The sequence below is a fragment of the Paraclostridium benzoelyticum genome (assembly GCF_001006285.1).
Classification (GTDB): Bacteria; Bacillota; Clostridia; order Peptostreptococcales; family Peptostreptococcaceae; genus Paraclostridium; species Paraclostridium benzoelyticum.
The window spans coordinates 1-1208 of the sequence record NZ_LBBT01000003.1; the positions used below are offsets into that span (position 1 = coordinate 1).

2 protein-coding genes are annotated in these 1208 nt (G+C 22.8%); both read left to right on the plus strand.

Translation table 11 applies throughout. From position 1 onward, the window contains the following. On the plus strand, positions 1-214 hold a 214-nt coding region (locus VN21_RS18505; protein ID WP_046821474.1), incomplete at its 5' end, for a hypothetical protein. Between the two features lie 110 nt (positions 215-324). Next, on the plus strand, positions 325-1026 hold the full coding sequence (locus VN21_RS00090) for a DUF4097 family beta strand repeat-containing protein (protein WP_046821475.1): 702 nt from the start codon (positions 325-327) through the stop codon (positions 1024-1026). Positions 1027-1208: the final 182 nt, after the last annotated feature.

The following is a 1208-nucleotide window of genomic DNA, read 5'->3' on the forward strand; positions in this document are numbered from 1 at the left end:
ATATGTAGATCAAGATAAGTTAAAAACTTTAGAAGATAGGGAGTATATTTCTAAAGAGTTATTTGATCATGCAATAAATATATCGAAAAGAAATGGATTCAAGTATATATGTGGAGATGTACTAACTGGAGATAATGAATTAGAAGGTTTATTTAAAACAAATGAGATGAAAGCTTATAGAAGTAGGTTCTGTAAGAAATTAAATAAAATATAGTATTTAAATAATTTATGAAACTTTAATAAAAGGCGATACATATTTTTCTAAACTTATGAATGAACTTTCTAAAAAATAGCAGGGTACATTTAATCTAAAAGGAGAAAATAATGAAAAAAACTTTTATAAAAGGCGGAGTTAAATTTTCCAATGGTAATTGGAATAGTTATAGTAAAGAAGAAGTGTCAGAATATAGTTTTAAGACTGAAGGGTATAAGTTAATTATAAAGAATAATTGTAGTTTATTAAAAATAAAAAAACATAGTTCCTCTCAGGTTATAATAACTATGAATAAAAAACTTAGTGGAACAAATGAAAAAGAATTAAAGGACACATTAGATAGTATTTACTGTGAAGTTCAAGACGGAGATATATACTTAAATCCATTATTCAAAAGTAAGGAAAGTATAACTGCTACAAATATTGAAAGTATAATTATGATTCCTGAAAATATTAATTTTCTTGATGTCAGAAGTAAAATTGGAGATATTATATTAGACAATGATTATGATAGATTAGATATGGATATAAATATTGGGGATTTAGTTTATACTGGAGAGATAAAACAGTGCTATATAAATTCTAAAATAGGAGACATTAGATTAAATCTGAAAAATATCAAAGATGGGTATGAATATCATATTAATAAAGATATTGGGGACATAAAAGTTACTATTCCAAAAGGAAGTAAAATTAATATTGATGGAATTGATGAAAAAGATATAAATGGAAAATTTGATATTCAAATTGATAATAACGGAGCTGTATTTGAGATAAAGAAAAAAGTATCAAATGTAACTATAGAGAGTTAAAAACAATAGAACAAAGCGAATATAATCCAATGTTTAAATTGTAAAATATCAAATTAAAACTATGTTATAACTTAGTTATTTATTGATTTAAACTAAAATTATATAATATTAAAATATAGATATTATTTTAATATTATATAGTTAAAATTGCAATCCAGTTAAATCAAAGATTACAAATAGTA